Consider the following 13417-nt stretch of genomic DNA (forward strand, 5'->3'; position numbering starts at 1 on the left):
CCGAGCCGGGTCGACACCGCCTGTCGGAGGGGACGAAGAAACCCCCGCAGAGCAGGAGCTCGACGGGGGTTTCGTGTGCTGGTGACCCCAGCGGGATTCGAACCCGCGTTACCGCCGTGAGAGGGCAGCGTACTAGGCCGCTATACGATGGGGCCGCGGCTGTTGTCGGACTCGGAGCATGTCACCTGTGGTGACCCCAGCGGGATTCGAACCCGCGTTACCGCCGTGAGAGGGCAGCGTACTAGGCCGCTATACGATGGGGCCGTTCCGACAACTCGACAAGTATTGCACAAGCCCTGCATCCGCACCAAAACGGGGCGTGTCGCCCGGGTGCGCCGTCGTGCTGCGCCCGGCATACGGCGCTCGCTGCACGTGCAGATTTCGACGGAACACCGGTCGAACGACGCGCGTTCTGTCGCAACCTGCACACGCATCCGTTGCGTGCGCATCGAGCGACGAAACACCCGTCGAACGACGCGCATTCTGTCGCAACATGCGCACGCATCGGTCGCGCGGCCGTGGACGCGACCGCCCCTCGGAAGGGAGGCGCGGGGCGGGCCCGCCACGGGCCTCCCGTCCGCCCGCGCGGTCAGATCGTGAGCGACTCCCCCGGCCGCAGCACGACGAGCGACCCCGCGGGTTCGACGGCCTCGCGCAGCCGCCCCGTGTGCATGTCGTAGCCGATGTCGGAGAGCGTGGCCTCGTGGATCGGGTACGCGCGGGACGGCGCGATCGCGGCGACGGCGTCCATCATCTCGCCGACCTTGAGCCACGGTGCCCCGACGGGCGCTGCGAGGACCTCGACGGGGACGCCCGGGTCCGTGTACGAGTCCCCCGGGTGGAACAGCCGGCCGTTCACGAGCACGCCGGTGTTGTCGACGATCGGCACCGAGGAGTGGATGAGCTGGTGTCGGGTGCCGTGGAAGGAGAGCTCGAACGGGCCGACGGTGCGGTGGTCGCCGTCGGTCACGACCTCGACCGCGATGCCGGAGTCGGCGAGCGCCGCGCGGACGCCTTCGGGGCCGAACACCATGGTATCGGGGTCGGCGGCGAGGATCCGGTGCAGCTGTTCGGGCGTGACGTGGTCCGGGTGCTCGTGGGTCACGACGACGGCGACGACACCCGTGACGTCGACCGGGCGGGTGAAGTTGCCCGGGTCGAGCACCAGGCGGGTGTTGCCCTCGGTGATGATCTGGCAGGCGTGTTCGAGTTTCGTGACCTCCATGCGGGCGAGGCTACGCCGAGCCGAGCCGAGCCGAGCGAGGGAGGGCCGCGGGGGCTGCGTCGGCTCGGAACGACATCGCCGTTGTCGTGAGACATCGGGAACGTCGTTCCGAGTCGATCACGCCCACGCCCACGCCCACGCCTACGCCGCCCACGCCCACGCCACCCACGCGCCGCCGACCTCACCCCGGCGGCGGCCCCGTCGACGCGCGGGCGACCAGGTGCGCCGGTGCCGCCGCGATCGGGCCGGCCACACCGCCGTCGACCTCGGCGAGCACCGCGCGCGCCGCGGTCCGCCCCTGGGCGACCGGGTCCTGCGCGACGGTGGTGAGTCCGACGGTGGCACCGAACTCGTGGCCGTCGATCCCCATCACGGACACGGCTTCGGGTACTGCGAGGCCGGCTCGGTGGGCGGCCAGCAGGACGCCGAGGGCCATCTCGTCCGAGGCGCAGAGCACCGCCGTCGGTCGCGCGGTCGCCGGCTCGGCGAACAGCACGGCCCCGGCGGCGGTCCCACCGGCGAACGAGAACCGGCCGTCCAGGGACCACCGTTCCGGCACCGCGGACCCCGCCGACCGCATCGCGTCGAGGAACCCGTCCCGACGCAGGTGCGGCACGGCGACGTTCAGGCCGGCCTCGTCCTGGCCGCCCACGTAGGCGATCCGCCGGTGCCCGAGTCCGTGCAGGTGCTCGACGGCGATCCGGGTGACCTCGCGGTCGTCGACGCCCACGTTCCGCAGGCCCGGTGCGGGGCCGCCGATGACGACCATGGGGTGCCGACTGAGTTCGAGTTCGGCCCGTTCGGTGGCGTCGAGCACCAGGGAGAGCAGGACGAGGCCGTCGACGCGGTGCCGCAGCATCGAGCGTCGGAACGCCCGGTCGCGGTCGCCGCCCGGGCCGCCGAGGTTGTAGAGGACCAGGTCGTACCCGGCCTGGCGGAGCTCCGCGTCGACACCGCCGAGCGCCTTCACGTAGAACCAGCGGTCGATGACGGGCACGACCACCCCGACGGCGCGCTGACGCCCGGTGGCGAGGCCGGCCGCCGCCGAGCTCGGGACGTACCCGAGTTCGTCGGCGACCCGGCGCACCTCGTCGATCGTGGTGTCGGCCACGTTCGACATGCCGCGGAGCGCCCGCGACACCGTCGACTTCGACAGCCCCGTGACGGTCGCGATCTCCTGGATCCCCATCGGTGCGACCCGGGAGGCCCGTCAGCCGTCCGTCCCGTGCGTCACGTCCGCCGGTCGGTCGGCCGCAGTGCCGGGGGTTGCGTGCGCGACGGCCGCTGCGGCCCGGCGGGCGCCGTGCGGCGCTCGACGACCGGCTGGTGCGAGCTCGTCCCACCCGCTGTGCCGGTGCACACGCCCGTCCGCGGAGGGTCGTGGCCGGCGCCGGTGGTCGTCGCCGCGCGCGGTGCGGAACCCAGCGATGGCGGGAGTGGCACCGACACCGTCGACCTCGGCGTGCCGGCGGAGCACCCGCACCCGCCAGCGGTCGAGGGCGACGACACCGAGCACGCACACCAGCAGGGTGAGCGCCCAGCCGAGTGCCGGTCGCCCGGTGAGTTCGCAGAACACCGTGACGCCGAGGAACAGCACGCCGAACATGCCGACGAAGCCGATCGATTCCTCGATGTGGGCGGTGGGACGGGTGGGTCCGCGCTGGGCCATGGCCGTCAGCCCTTCACGCCGCCGGCGGTGAGCCCCGCCACGATGCGCCGCTGGAAGATCAACACGAGGACCACGAGCGGTATCGTGACGATCGTGCCGGCGGCCATCACCGCCGTGTAGGGCTCCTGGTGCGGCTGCGACCCGGCGAACGAGGCGATCGCCACGGTCACCGGCTGTGTCGCGTCGCTCGAGAGCTGCGACGAGATGAGGTACTCGTTCCAGCTCGAGATGAACGCCAGGATCGCCGTGGTGAACACCGCGGGCGCCGCGAGCGGCAGGATGATCCGCCGGAACGCCTGCACCCGGGTGCACCCGTCGATGCGGGCGGCCTCTTCGAGGTCCCACGGCATCTCGCGGAAGAACGACGCGAGCGTGTACACGGTCAAGGGCAGCACGAACGAGATGCTCGGCAGGATGAGTGCCTGGTACGACCCCATCCAGCCGATGTCGGTGAACAGCTGGAACAGCGGCGAGATGAGGGCGACACCGGGGAACATCGACGCGGCCAGGATCGCACCGGCGATGAACGACTTGCCGCGGAACTCGAGCCGGGCCAGCGCGTACGCCGCCGTGGTGCCGACGAGCAGGGCGATGACGGTCACGGCGACGCCGATGAACACGCTGTTCAGGAGGGCTCGGCCGAGGTGGTTGCCCAGTGCCGTCGAGAACGCGGTCGCGTAGTTGTCGAGGGTCACGTGGGTGAACCACGGGGTGGCGTCGAACGTGTACCCGACCTCGCGGAAGCTCGTGACCACCATCCAGTAGAACGGCAGGAGGCACCAGACGGCGATGACGACGGCCTGCACGGCGGTCCGGAGCTTCGGGCCCGTCTCGCGTCGGACCCGCACGTCGGGACGGTCCGTCGCCCGGTCGCGGGTCGCGGCGGTGCGCCGGGGACGATCTGCTGCGAGGGTCACTTGAGTTCACCCTTCTGCTGGGCTGCCTGCGTCTGCACGACGTTCGCGCCGAGGAACCGGACGAAGACGAACGCGACGATGAAGACGATGAGGAACGTGATGGTGGACAGGGCGGATGCGGCGTTGAACCCCTGCCGGATCTGGTCGACGACCAGCACCGACAGCGACACGGTCGCGTTCCCGGAACCACCACCACCGCCGGTCATGATCGCGATGAGGTCGTAGATGCGCAGGGCATCGAGGACACGGAACAGGATGGCGACCATCAGGGCTGGCCGGACGAGCGGCAGCGTGATGAGGAAGAAGCGTTGGAGCGTCGAAGCGCCGTCCATCTTCCCCGCCTCGTAGACGTCCTCGGGGATGAGCTGCAGGCCCGCGAGGATCAGCAACGCCATGAACGGCGTCGTCTTCCAGGTGTCGGCGATGACGATCGCGAACCGAGACGCCCACTCGTCGGAGAACCAGAGGACCTGGTGCCCGATCACGTGGTTGAGCACGCCGTTCGCGTCGAAGATGAAGTACCAGAGCTTCGCGGTGACGGCGGTCGGGATCGCCCACGGCACCAGGATGGCGGCGCGGACGAGGGCGCGGCCCCTGAAGTTGCGGTTCATGATGATCGCCATCCACAGACCGATGACGGTCTCGAGGACCACTGTCACGATCGTGAAGAAGAACGTGTTCCCGAAGGCGACCCAGAACTGGGAGCCGAGGTTGCCTGGTGGGCACGCGACGTCCCCGCACCGCTGGCCGAGCCAGTGCACGTAGTTCGTGACTCCGGCGAAGCCGCCCTCGACGAACAGACCGGTCGCCTTGTCGAGGCCCTGGTCGAGCTGGAACGACTGGATGACCGCGCTGACCACGGGGTACCCGATGACGACCGCCAGGAGCACGATCGTCGGGCCGATGAGGTACACGGCCCACCGGCCGTGCTCGGCGTTGAGCCCGCCCTTGCGCCGCTGGGGCTTCGGTTCCGTGCCCGTCGGGTTCGGGACGGCTGCGGGGATCTCGGTTGCTGCTGACACGTGTCGGCCTCCTTGCCGGGGGTGTCGGAACGCAAGTGGGGACGGAGGGGAGGCCCGTGGCGGACCCGCCACGGGCCTCCTGTCCGGAAGGTGCGGCGGAAGCCGCGGTGCGGCCGCTAGCTCCCGCTGTCGGTCGCGGCCTTGAGGGCGTCCTGCATGTCCTTCATGGCTTCGTCGACCGACTTCGACCCCTTGAGCGCCGCGTAGGTGTTGTCCTGGATCGCCTTCGTGACGGCCGGGTAGAACGGCGTGACCGGGCGCGGCTCCGCCGACTCGATCGACTTGAGCAGCGTCGGCAGGTAGGGCAGCTGCTTCGTCAGCTCGGGGTCCGTGTAGAGGTCACCGACGACCGGTGCGAGCGAGCCCTGGGTCGCGAAGAACTTCTGCGTCTCGTCCGAGGTCAGGAACTCGAGGAAGTCGTGCGCCGTCGCCTTGTGCTTCGAGTACACGCTGATGGCCGCGTTGTGCCCACCGAGCGTCGAGGCTCCGACGCCGTCGGCACCGGGGATCGGCGCGATGCCGAAGGTGTCCTTGACCTTCGACGAGCCGTCGGTCTTGGCGAGGCTGTAGACGTAGGGCCAGTTGCGCAGGAACAGCAGCTTGCCGTCTTCGAACGCGGTGCGGCCCTGCTCCTCCTGGTAGGTGATCGCCTCGGCCGGGATGTTCCCGTCCTGGAACGCGTCGACCAGGTTCTGCAGACCAGCCTTCGCCTTGTCGGTGTCGACGTCGGGAGCACCGTCGCTGCCGAGCACCGAACCGCCGGAGCCGTTGATCGCCTCGGACGCGTTGACGGTGAGGCCCTCGTACTTCGCGAACTGCCCCGCGTAGCAACCGATGCCGGCGGCCTTCGCGATCGTGCAGTCGTCCATCATCTCCTTCCACGTGGTGGGGGGCGTCTTGACGAGGTCCTTGCGGTAGTAGAGCAGCGCGCCGTCCGAGGTCTGCGGCGCGGCGTAGAGGGTGTCGTTGTAGGTCGCGGTCTTCACCGTCGACGGCAGGAGCTTCGAGGTGTCGAGCTTCATCTCGCCGGTGAGCGGCGTGAGCCACTTCTTCGCGGCGAACTCGGCGGTCCAGACGACGTCCACGTCGACGACGTCGTAGTTCTCGTCCTTGGCCTGGAAGTGCTGCACCAGGTCGTCGTGCTGCTGGTCGGCCTGGTCGGACTGTTCCTTGAAGGTGACCTTCTCGTCCGGGTGGGCCTTGTTCCACTTCGCGATCAGCGGGCGGACGACGTTCGAGTTGTCCTTGCCCTGCACGTAGGTGATGGGTCCGCGGCTGTCCTGGCCGCTCTTGGCGTCGTCGTCCGCCGAACTGCCGCTCGAGCATCCGGTGAGCACGAGCCCGATGACCGCGACCCCCGCAACGGACGCGAACCGCACCCTGGCGCGTGTTGTCTTCACAGCGTTGTCTCCTCGTTGAGATCACCAGGACGGCTCGGTCGGAGCACGACACCGCCGCCCTGGAGCAGGCGACACTGCCTGCTGGAGGAGGAAGCTACGCCCGGTCCGACCGGAGCGCAACCGGTTGCATCGGATCCGTGACCTGAGCGTGACCCATGAGCTTCCCGTGTCTTCCTGGGTGAGCGCTCACCCTCGTCCGGGGCACACGCGCCGTGCGGAACCCCGCACGAACCCCGCCACTGCGCCGATCTCCCGTTGTCGGCCGCTCCGGGCCGTCGTAGCGTCCCGCACATGGCCATCCCCTCCACCGCCGCCACCGTGCCCGCCCCGCGCAGGGTGATCGGCGTCGACCTCGACGCCCCGCTCCCCCGCCTCGTCGCCGACGAGACCGGCGAGTCCGCCATGGTGATCGGCTACCGCGGCGGCCACCCCACCGGCACGCTCGACGTGCTGCTCACCGACGACCCCGCCGACGCGGCCCGCGCGCTCGAGGCCCTGCAGGAGACCGTGCTGGCCGACGTCCCCGTCGTGGCCGACGAGGACCTGCCGACCATCTCGGTCGTGGTGTCCACCGTCGTCGACCGCGTCGAGGACCTCGGCAAGCTGCTCGACGTCCTCGAGCACCTGGACTACCCGCGGCACGAGGTCATCCTCGTCGACAACCGGGTGCGCGTCCCCGCCGGTGACGCGCTGCCCGCGATGCTGGCCGGGCGGGACGTCCGTCTGGTCGAGGAACGTCGCCCGGGCCTGTCCGCCGGTCGCAACGCCGGTGTCGCCGCCGCGACCGGCGACGTGATCGCCTTCACCGACGACGACGTCCGCGTCGACCCGCAGTGGCTCCGCGCGATCGGTTCGCGGTTCGTCAGCGAGCCGGACCTGCAGGCCGTCACCGGCGTGATCCTGCCGAGCGAGCTCACCACCCCCGCGCAGATCTGGTACGAGGCGTACTACGGCGGGTTCAGCGCCGAGCGCACCTTCTCGCCCGTCACGATCGTCCCCGAGGACGTCCCCGGCGCCATGCGGCACGCCCGCGTCCGTGCCCTCACCCCGTCGGGCCAGGTGCTCAAGCGCTTCGCGGTCTACGGCATCGGGGCGTACGGCGCCGGCGCGAACATGGCCTACCGACGCACCCTGATCGACACCGTCGGTGGCTTCGACCCCACGCTCGGCGCCGGCTCCCCCGCCCGCGGCGGTGAGGACCTGGCGATGTTCGTCGAGACGCTCTGGCGCGGCGGGAGGATCGGCTTCGAACCCCGCGCGGTCGTGCACCACCGGCACCGTCAGACCATCGAGGACCTGCACAAGCAGCTGCACGGCAACGGCGTCGGGTTCACCGCGCTGATGTTCGCGCTCGCCGCGAAGGACAAGCGGCACGTCGCCGTCCTCGCCCGCCTGATGCCGCTCGCCGCGAAGGTCAAGTCGAAGCAGATGGTGTCCCGTCTCGCCGGGCGCCGCGACGCCGCCACCGAGGTCACGAACGAGGCCTCGACCACACGCATCCCGAAGACCCTGGCGTACCACGAGCTGCGCGGCTTCCCCGCGGGTCCGGCCGCCTGGTTCCGGAGCCGTCGTCGCTGGCGCGACGTCGAGGCGGGACGGTTCCGGCCCTAGCCGGTCCCCCGCGCGGAACGGGAGGCCCGTGGCAGCGTCGCCACGGGCCTCCCGTCCGTTCTGCCGCGCACGCGGAGCGCGACAGAGCACGCGTCGATCGACGCGTGCTCTGTCGCAAAGCCGGTGCCGGCGTGCCCGCGCCTCAGCGCGCAGTCAGCCGCCCGGCCAGGTACCGCCACGGCCCGCCCAGCGCGGCCACGAGTTCAGCGCGCTTCAGCCCGCGCGTCGCCTCGGTGAACTCGGCGTCCACGGGCCAGCCGCCGATCGCGTCGACCGGGCGATCGTCCGCTCCCTGCCCCAGGGCACCGAGCCGCCGCACCGCCCCGGCCGCCCGCCGCAGCACCGCAAACGCGGTCGACGGCCGCAGGACGAGCTTCGTCACCCACGCGCCGAGGCCCGTGCCGTAACCGATGGCCTGCGACCGCAGGGCGGCACGGTCCTTCCGGTGTTCGTGCCACACGACGGCCGAGGGCTCCACGGCGAGCGCCCCACCGGCGAGCAGGACCCGGGTGAACAGGTCGGGGTCCTCGCCGGCCCGGGCCCGGGTGCCGGGGCCGAGGGCGACGTCGAAGCCGCCGAGCTGGCGGACCGCGTCGCGGCGCACGGACATGTTGGCCCCCGTGCCGAAGGCCCCGACGGTGAACGGGAACAGGGGTTCGTCGACCGGAGGGCTCGCCGTGCGGAGGACCCGGCGCTCGAGGTTCCGGGCCCAGGTGACCCGCTCGTCGAAGTAGCGCTGCGTGGGGGTGCGGAGCTCGCCGCTCGGTACCAGTCCGGTGACGCACCAGACGTCGCTGTCCCGCTCGTAGGCGGCGGCGATGGCGGCCATCCAGCGCGGGTCGGCGACGACGTCGTCGTCGATGAAGGCGACGACCGTGCCGGACGCGAGCGCGAGGCCGGCGTTGCGGGCACGCGAGACTCCGGCGCGGGGCTCGAGGACGTAGTGCACCCGCGGGTCACCGAGCGCGGCGACGACGTCGCGCGTCCCGGTCGTGACCGGCGCGTTGTCGACGACGAACACCTCGAAGTCGTCGTACGCCGACGCCAGGACGGACCGGACGGCGCGGTCGAGTGACGCGGCGCGTTCGCGCGTGCCGATGACGACCGAGACGCGTGCGCCGGATGCGGGCGCGTCGACCGCGGGGCCCGGTGCCGGCAGTCGGCGCAGGACGGGTCCGAGCTCGGCCGGGTCCACCGCCCCGCCCTCGTCGACGCGCACGTCCACGAACCCGGCGACGTCGTCGCCGTCGCGGACCATCAGGCGTGCCCGGCGGAAGCCGGTGGCGCCGGCCAGCTGGACGGTGTCCGCGGCGAGCGCGGCGGACCGGTCGACGGCACCGACCCAGGCGGCTCCGGCCCAGGTGGGGGCGTGGGTCGAGGGCATCGCGGGCTCGAGTGTCAGGGCTCGGGCCGCGGTGGTGGTGTGGTCGGTCATGCTCGTCCCGTCGGGCCGGTCTCATCGGGTGGACCTGGCCATGGTCACCGGCCGACGACAGGGGGTCAACGGCGTTGCTCGGAGGATGCGGGGAGCCTGCGGTTTGCCGCCAGTAGAGTGGCGAACACGCCGGGCGACCACCCCGGTGCGCACCGGCTGCTCGCCGAGCACGAGGAGGACGCATGCCCCAGGCTCGCACGACGGCCCGGCCCGGCCCGACCAGGCGTCCGCGGACGCAGTTGCACCTGGTGCCCGAGACCTCGGGGGGTCTCCTCACGCTCGTGGCCGACGACGACGCGACCGGGTCCGGCTGCTCGAGCTGCGGGCACGCCCAAGGGGCGCACGAGCACTACCGTCCCGGCACCGACTGCGCCCTCTGCGACTGCCCGAAGTTCCGCCGCAGCCGCTGACCGGCCCCGCGTCCGATCGGTCCGAGCGGCCGGTCTGCGGGAAACCGCCGTTCCCCCGCACCCGCCCCTGACCGGCCTTGTCGGGGTTCCCGGGCCCGCTTAGCGTCGCGGACATGGCCATCTCCCCCACGCCGCTCGCGTGCATCGTCCTCGCCCACGAGGACCCGACGCACGTCCGTCGGCTCGTGGCGGCGCTCGACCCGTTCCCGGTGTTCCTGCACTGCGACGCGAGCACCGACGACGACGCGTTCGCAGCGATGACGGCCGACCTGCCCGAGCGGGTCCGCGTGCTGCCCCGGATGCGCACCGGCTGGGCGAAGTGGGAGAACGTCGCGGCCGAGGTCGCAGGCTACCGTGCTGCCCTCGCGGAGACCGACGCGACGCACGTGGCCGTGCTGACCGGCAGCGACTACCCGTTGGCCGGTGCCGCGGAGATCGCCGCGGTCATGACGGCGAACCCCGGTCGGTCGTTCGTCGACGTGCAGCCGCTCCCGCACCCCGCGTGGGGTCGTGACGGTGGCCGTTCCCGCGTGCGTTTCCGGCACTGGGCGTGGCGGAAGCACATGCTGCGCCTGCCGATCCCCCGCAGGGCGCCGCGCGGCGTCGTGTTCGGCGGTGGCTCGCAGCTCAAGGTCCTGGCGCGGCACCATGCGCAGGGCGTCGTCGACGTGGTCGACGTCCGGCCGGACCTGGTGACCTTCTGGGAGCGTGTGTGGATCGGTGACGAGACCTTCGTGCCGTCGGTGTTGCTGACCCCGGCGTTCACCCCCGACTTCGCCGACGCCCACGTCGCGCACCCGCTGTGGTGGATCGGGTGGGACGGCACGAAGCAGAAGAGCCCGCCGTGGCTCGGGATCGAGGACGCCGGACGGGTGCTGGAACGCCGTGCCTCGGCCGACCAGTCCGCCCCGTTCCTGTTCGCCCGCAAGTTCTCGACGGAACGCAGCGGCGACCTGCTCGACGTCGTCGACGCCGCGTTCGGGCTGCGCACCGGTGCCCGACGCGACGACGAACCGGCGGTGGTGTCGCGGTGACCGTCCCCCAGACCCGACGCGAGGCCCGTGCAGCCGAGGCCGCCGTCGAGCAGCCCGCCTCGCCCGGAGCGCTCTCCACGGACACCGGTTCGACGGCGGTGGCCCGCGGCTCGTCGGTGCTGTTCGGACGCGGCCTGCTCTACGTCGTGGTGTGGTCGATGCAGCTCGTCGTGAGTTCGCTCATCTCGCCCGTGCTGGCGCACCTGATGCCACCGGCCGAGTTCGGTGTGCTGGCCTCGGCGATCGCGCTCTACCAGGCGCTCGTGGTCGTCGCGGTGTGCGGCATCGACCAGGCGGCGGTGCTGCAGCGGGCCGAGGACGGCGACGACCGACGGGCGCGCGGCCTGCTGTTCGTCGGCATGGTCACCGCCGTCACCGTCACGGTGTTCGCACTCGTCTCGATCCCGCTGTGGGGGGACGCCGCGGGCTTCGTCGACCAGCACCCGCTGCTCCTGGTGGCCGTCCTGTGGACCGGGCCCGCCGCGATCGTGCAGCTCTCCCTCGCCCTGCTGGTGGCACAGGACCGCATCCGGGTCTTCGCGGTGACGAGCCTGCTGTCGTCGGTCGGCGGGTCGGTCATCGGCCTCGGGCTGCTGGCCGCCGTGCACGCCGACGCCACCACCTACGCCTGGGGCGGCGTCGTCGCCCAGGGCGTCGCGATGGTCATCGGCATCGTCGCGACCAGGCCCCGGTTCCGTGGCCTGTTCGACCACCGCACCACCGCTCGCGCCTTCCGGCTGGGCGTCCCGATCGCGCTCGGCAGCCTGTCGTACTTCGTCCTGAACGCCGGCGACCGGCTCGTCGTGCAGCGCCTGCTCGGTGCCGACGAGGTCGCCCGCTACCAGATCGCCTACGTCGTCGGGTCCGCGGTCATCCTGCTGCTGACCTTCACGAACCAGGCGTGGGCACCGCACTTCGCCGCCCTCCGCGACGCCGTCGCCCGTCGTCGGCTCGCGATGCACGCCCGCGACGAGCTCTACGTGCTCCTCGCCCCCGTGCTCCTCGCCGTGACGCTCGTGTCGCCCGTGGCCCTGCCGATCCTCGCGCCGGCCTCGTACCGCGTCGAGTCGCTCACCGTCGTCGTGTTCGTGGTCGCCCTGACCGCGTTCCCCGTGGTCGCGAGCGGCGCCACCGGCCGACTGCTGCTGGTGGAGCGCCGCGGCGTGACCGTGGGAGTGATCGGTGCGGTCGCCGGTGTCGTCAACATCGCCGCGAACCTGGTGCTCGTGCCGCTGACCGGCATCGTCGGCGCCGGCATCGCGACCGTGATCGCCTACGGGATCCTCGCCGTCCTGCAGCAGGCGGCGCTCCCGGACCGCCGCGAGTGGCGGGGGCCCGGACGCCGGGTGCTGCTGGCCGTCGGCATCGCCCTGGTGCTCGCCGCGGCGTCGCTGCTGGCACCGCAGGACCTCACCTGGAACATCGTCAGGGTCGTCGGTGTCGTCGCCTGCATGCCCTGGTTCTTCCGTCGACTGCAACTCGCCCGCGGAGGCTCGGCATGACCAGTCCCACCGCCCACCGCACACTCCGTGTCGTCGTCGCCACGAACGGGCTCACCATCACCGGCGGCGTCGAGCGCTGCGTCCTCGAGGACGTCGGCGAGCTCGTGTCCGCTGGGCACGACGTCGAGGTCTGGCACCGCCCTGCGCCGACCGGTCGCCCGGACGACGGCCGTGCGCCCTTCGACCGTCTCGGTGTCCGGCTCCGCCCAGCACGGGACTACTCCTTCTCGGTGCGGACCGCACCGCGGGACCTGCTGCGCTTCGTTGGCGAGGGCCTCCGCCTCCGCCGGTCCCGCCCCGACGTCCTCTGGCTGAACCGGCCGGAGTTCCTGCCGTGGGGCCGCGTCGTGTCGTTCGTGTCCGGCGTCCCCCTCGCGGTGCACCTGCACCACGCCCCGAACTACCGCCGCCTCGGGCCGTTCGCGGGGGGCCGGACGCGGTTCTTCGCGGTCTCCACCGCGATGGCGCGGGCCTGGACGGCAGCCGGGGCACCGGCCGACCGTATCGACGCGGTGCCGAACGGCGTCGACACAGCGGCCTTCCCGCTGGCCACGCCCGCCAGCACACGCCGCGCCCGTGCGGCGCTCGGCATCGACGACGACCGCCCCGTGGTGCTCCACTACGGTCGCCTCACGCGTTCGAAGGGCGTGCTCGCCCTCCTGGAGGCCTGGGGGCGCGTCCACGCGTCGACCCGCGTCCTCGTCGGGCACGGCACACCGCCCGCCCCGGCCCCGGTGCTCGTCCTCGCCGGAGCGCTCTCCGCCGCCGACGCCCCCGCGGTGCGCCGCGCGATCGCGGCGCTGCCACCGGGGTCCGTCATCGTGGTGCCGGAGCGCGACGACGTCGTCCCCGTGCTGCACGCCGCCGACGTCGTGGTGGCGCCCTCCATCGAACCGGAGGGCTACGGCCGCGTCGTCGTCGAGGCGATGTCGACCGGCCGCCCCGTCGTCGCGGCCGCATCGGGCGGCACCGCCGAGATCCTGCGCGGCGAGTGGGCCCGGTTCACCGTCGAACCGACCGACACCGACGCGCTCGCCGACACGCTGATCGAGGCACTGCACGCGAGCGGCACCGAGCCGGGCCTGGCGGACCGCTGCCGAGCCTGGGTACGGGACCACCACGGCCGTGACCGTCACGTCGCGGCGCTGCTGCAGGCACTCCGCGACCACGCGGAGCACTGAGCGTCGACCAC

Annotated in this window: 12 protein-coding genes and 2 tRNA genes; 5 read left to right on the forward strand and 9 right to left on the reverse strand. The window is 72.2% G+C overall.

From position 1 onward, the window contains the following. Positions 1-79 precede the first annotated feature (79 nt). The 8 genes from ASF75_RS04495 to ASF75_RS04530 all read right to left on the reverse strand — a co-directional run bounded on the left by ASF75_RS04495 (position 80) and on the right by ASF75_RS04530 (position 6233). A tRNA-Glu gene (locus ASF75_RS04495) sits at positions 80-155 on the reverse strand. Positions 156-188: 33 nt separating this feature from the next. After that, positions 189-264: transfer RNA gene (locus ASF75_RS04500), tRNA-Glu, on the reverse strand. 325 nt (positions 265-589) lie between these two features. Beyond that, complete coding sequence (locus ASF75_RS04505) at positions 590-1225, reverse strand: MBL fold metallo-hydrolase (RefSeq protein WP_056068997.1); 636 nt, start codon at positions 1223-1225, stop codon at positions 590-592. 181 nt (positions 1226-1406) lie between these two features. Continuing rightward, the gene (locus ASF75_RS04510; RefSeq protein WP_056069001.1) at positions 1407-2414 is read right to left on the reverse strand and encodes a LacI family DNA-binding transcriptional regulator; all 1008 of its coding nucleotides are present in this window, start codon (positions 2412-2414) and stop codon (positions 1407-1409) included. A gap of 21 nt (positions 2415-2435) precedes the next feature. Continuing rightward, positions 2436-2894 carry a hypothetical protein gene (locus ASF75_RS17960; RefSeq protein WP_017887133.1) on the reverse strand — a complete coding sequence of 153 codons (459 nt, stop codon included), beginning with the start codon at positions 2892-2894 and terminating at the stop codon, positions 2436-2438. Between the two features lie 5 nt (positions 2895-2899). Further along, positions 2900-3742: a carbohydrate ABC transporter permease gene (locus tag ASF75_RS04520; protein WP_051067388.1), complete on the reverse strand. Its 843-nt coding sequence runs from the start codon at positions 3740-3742 to the stop codon at positions 2900-2902. 65 nt (positions 3743-3807) lie between these two features. Continuing rightward, entirely contained in the window at positions 3808-4833 is a 1026-nt protein-coding gene (locus tag ASF75_RS04525; protein WP_017887131.1) for a carbohydrate ABC transporter permease, read from the reverse strand. Positions 4834-4949: 116 nt separating this feature from the next. Beyond that, the gene (locus ASF75_RS04530; RefSeq protein ID WP_040419670.1) at positions 4950-6233 is read right to left on the reverse strand and encodes an ABC transporter substrate-binding protein; all 1284 of its coding nucleotides are present in this window, start codon (positions 6231-6233) and stop codon (positions 4950-4952) included. 291 nt (positions 6234-6524) lie between these two features. Between ASF75_RS04530 and ASF75_RS04535 the strand changes: the two genes are divergently transcribed. Continuing rightward, positions 6525-7844 carry a glycosyltransferase gene (locus ASF75_RS04535; protein ID WP_056069005.1) on the forward strand — a complete coding sequence of 440 codons (1320 nt, stop codon included), beginning with the start codon at positions 6525-6527 and terminating at the stop codon, positions 7842-7844. 142 nt (positions 7845-7986) lie between these two features. Here the strand turns inward: ASF75_RS04535 and ASF75_RS04540 are convergent, their stop codons facing one another. After that, on the reverse strand, positions 7987-9279 hold the full coding sequence (locus ASF75_RS04540) for a glycosyltransferase (RefSeq protein ID WP_056069007.1): 1293 nt from the start codon (positions 9277-9279) through the stop codon (positions 7987-7989). A 182-nt stretch (positions 9280-9461) separates the two neighbouring features. On the opposite strand from ASF75_RS04540, the gene ASF75_RS04545 reads away from it, so the two are divergent. The 4 genes from ASF75_RS04545 to ASF75_RS04560 all read left to right on the forward strand — a co-directional run bounded on the left by ASF75_RS04545 (position 9462) and on the right by ASF75_RS04560 (position 13406). Then, complete coding sequence (locus tag ASF75_RS04545; protein WP_056069010.1) at positions 9462-9689, forward strand: hypothetical protein; 228 nt, start codon at positions 9462-9464, stop codon at positions 9687-9689. Between the two features lie 113 nt (positions 9690-9802). Then, a complete protein-coding gene (locus ASF75_RS04550; protein WP_082509411.1) occupies positions 9803-10723 on the forward strand; it encodes a beta-1,6-N-acetylglucosaminyltransferase in 921 nt (306 codons plus the stop codon). Next, a complete protein-coding gene (locus ASF75_RS04555) occupies positions 10720-12225 on the forward strand; it encodes a lipopolysaccharide biosynthesis protein (protein WP_017887125.1) in 1506 nt (501 codons plus the stop codon). The genes ASF75_RS04550 and ASF75_RS04555 overlap by 4 nt, the downstream gene beginning before the upstream one ends. After that, a complete protein-coding gene (locus ASF75_RS04560; RefSeq protein WP_056069014.1) occupies positions 12222-13406 on the forward strand; it encodes a glycosyltransferase family 4 protein in 1185 nt (394 codons plus the stop codon). The genes ASF75_RS04555 and ASF75_RS04560 overlap by 4 nt, the downstream gene beginning before the upstream one ends. Positions 13407-13417 lie beyond the last annotated feature (11 nt).

Source organism: Curtobacterium sp. Leaf154 (assembly GCF_001424595.1).
GTDB classification, from domain to species: domain Bacteria; phylum Actinomycetota; class Actinomycetes; order Actinomycetales; family Microbacteriaceae; genus Curtobacterium; species Curtobacterium poinsettiae.

Bases quoted from the DNA above. Each gene is read 5' to 3' on its own strand.
- ASF75_RS04535 (WP_056069005.1), top strand. From the start codon at position 6,525: ATGGCCATCCCCTCCACCGCCGCCACCGTGCCCGCCCCGCGCAGGGTG.
- ASF75_RS04560 (WP_056069014.1), top strand. From the start codon at position 12,222: ATGACCAGTCCCACCGCCCACCGCACACTCCGTGTCGTCGTCGCCACG.
- ASF75_RS04540 (WP_056069007.1), bottom strand. From the start codon at position 9,279: ATGACCGACCACACCACCACCGCGGCCCGAGCCCTGACACTCGAGCCC.
- ASF75_RS04550 (WP_082509411.1), top strand. From the start codon at position 9,803: ATGGCCATCTCCCCCACGCCGCTCGCGTGCATCGTCCTCGCCCACGAG.
- ASF75_RS04505 (WP_056068997.1), bottom strand. From the start codon at position 1,225: ATGGAGGTCACGAAACTCGAACACGCCTGCCAGATCATCACCGAGGGC.
- ASF75_RS17960 (WP_017887133.1), bottom strand. From the start codon at position 2,894: ATGGCCCAGCGCGGACCCACCCGTCCCACCGCCCACATCGAGGAATCG.
- ASF75_RS04545 (WP_056069010.1), top strand. From the start codon at position 9,462: ATGCCCCAGGCTCGCACGACGGCCCGGCCCGGCCCGACCAGGCGTCCG.
- ASF75_RS04510 (WP_056069001.1), bottom strand. From the start codon at position 2,414: ATGGGGATCCAGGAGATCGCGACCGTCACGGGGCTGTCGAAGTCGACG.